1 protein-coding gene is annotated in these 1,069 nt (G+C 68.5%); it reads right to left on the bottom strand.

Annotated elements, in window-relative coordinates:
- Positions 1-243 precede the first annotated feature (243 nt).
- On the bottom strand, positions 244-1,069 hold an 826-nt coding region (locus tag ABZS66_RS61815), incomplete at its 5' end, for a ricin-type beta-trefoil lectin domain protein (RefSeq protein ID WP_354774321.1).

The following is a 1,069-nucleotide window of genomic DNA, read 5'->3' as shown; positions in this document are numbered from 1 at the left end:
CAACTCAACCTCGAACGGCCCGGCGGCCGCACCCCCGCAGGCGCAGCCGTCCGCATCCTGCAACGCCTCCTGGCCATGACCGCCGCCATCTGGCACAACTGGCACACCGGCCAGCCGATCATGCGATCACTGATCGCCTACGACCACTGATCCCTTGGAATAGATCGTCTAGCGCACGACGGGGTGGCGGCTTTCCCCCGACGGAAAGCCGCCACCCCATTCACACCCCACCAATGAAGTCCGCTACGGAAGGGTCCAGCGCTGGTTGGCGCCGGCGAAGCAGTCCCAGATCTGCAGTCTCGCGCCGTCGGCCGAGCTGTTGTCGGTGACGTCGAGGCACTTGTTCGAGACCGGGTTGCGCAGGGTGCCGTTGGACTGGCTCTGCCAGACCTGGGCGCCCGTGCCGTTGCAGTCCCAGAGCTGGATCTTCGTGCCGTTGGCGGTGCCGGCGCTGGTCACGTCCATGCACTTGCCGAGGGCGCGCAGGGTGCCGTCCGTGGCGACGGTCCAGGTCTGGGCGGTCGTACCGTTGCAGGTGTACAGCTGGATCGCCGCCCCGTTGGCCGTCGACGCCGCGGCGACGTCGACGCACTTGCCGGCCAGGCCCGTGATGCGGCCCGTGCGGCCGGTCGGCGGCGTGGTGGTCGGCGGATTGGTCGGGCCAACGCCAGTGGCGGTCGTGTAGATCGCGCTCACCAGCGAGTTGGCGCCGCCGGCGTCCTGGGACATCTCCCAGAACATGATGCCGCCGGCGTTGGCCATCGCCCACTGGGTCTTGCGGCGGACCGTCGGCAGGCCGTTGTAGCACTCGTTGGAGCCGTTCACCGTGGTGCAGTCGCGGTTGGCGTTGGCCGGGTCCCGAGCCACCAGGTCCGCGAACGTGTAGTAGCCGGGCCGCGAGTAGAACGGTACGCCGATGACGGCCTTGCTGGCCGGCAGCCCGCGGTTCTTCCAGAAGTTGACCGCGTTGACTGACCAGTCGTAGTTGGCGTGCGGGCTGCCGCCGTCGTACGTCATGATGTTCAGCCAGTCCACGTAGCCGAACACGGCCGGCTGCACGCCGTTGGCG

This window comes from Dactylosporangium sp. NPDC005572 (genome assembly GCF_040605515.1).
GTDB lineage: Bacteria > Actinomycetota > Actinomycetes > Mycobacteriales > Micromonosporaceae > Dactylosporangium.
Note: the sequence above shows the minus strand (reverse complement) of the source record. Positions and strands in the feature narration are given on the sequence as shown.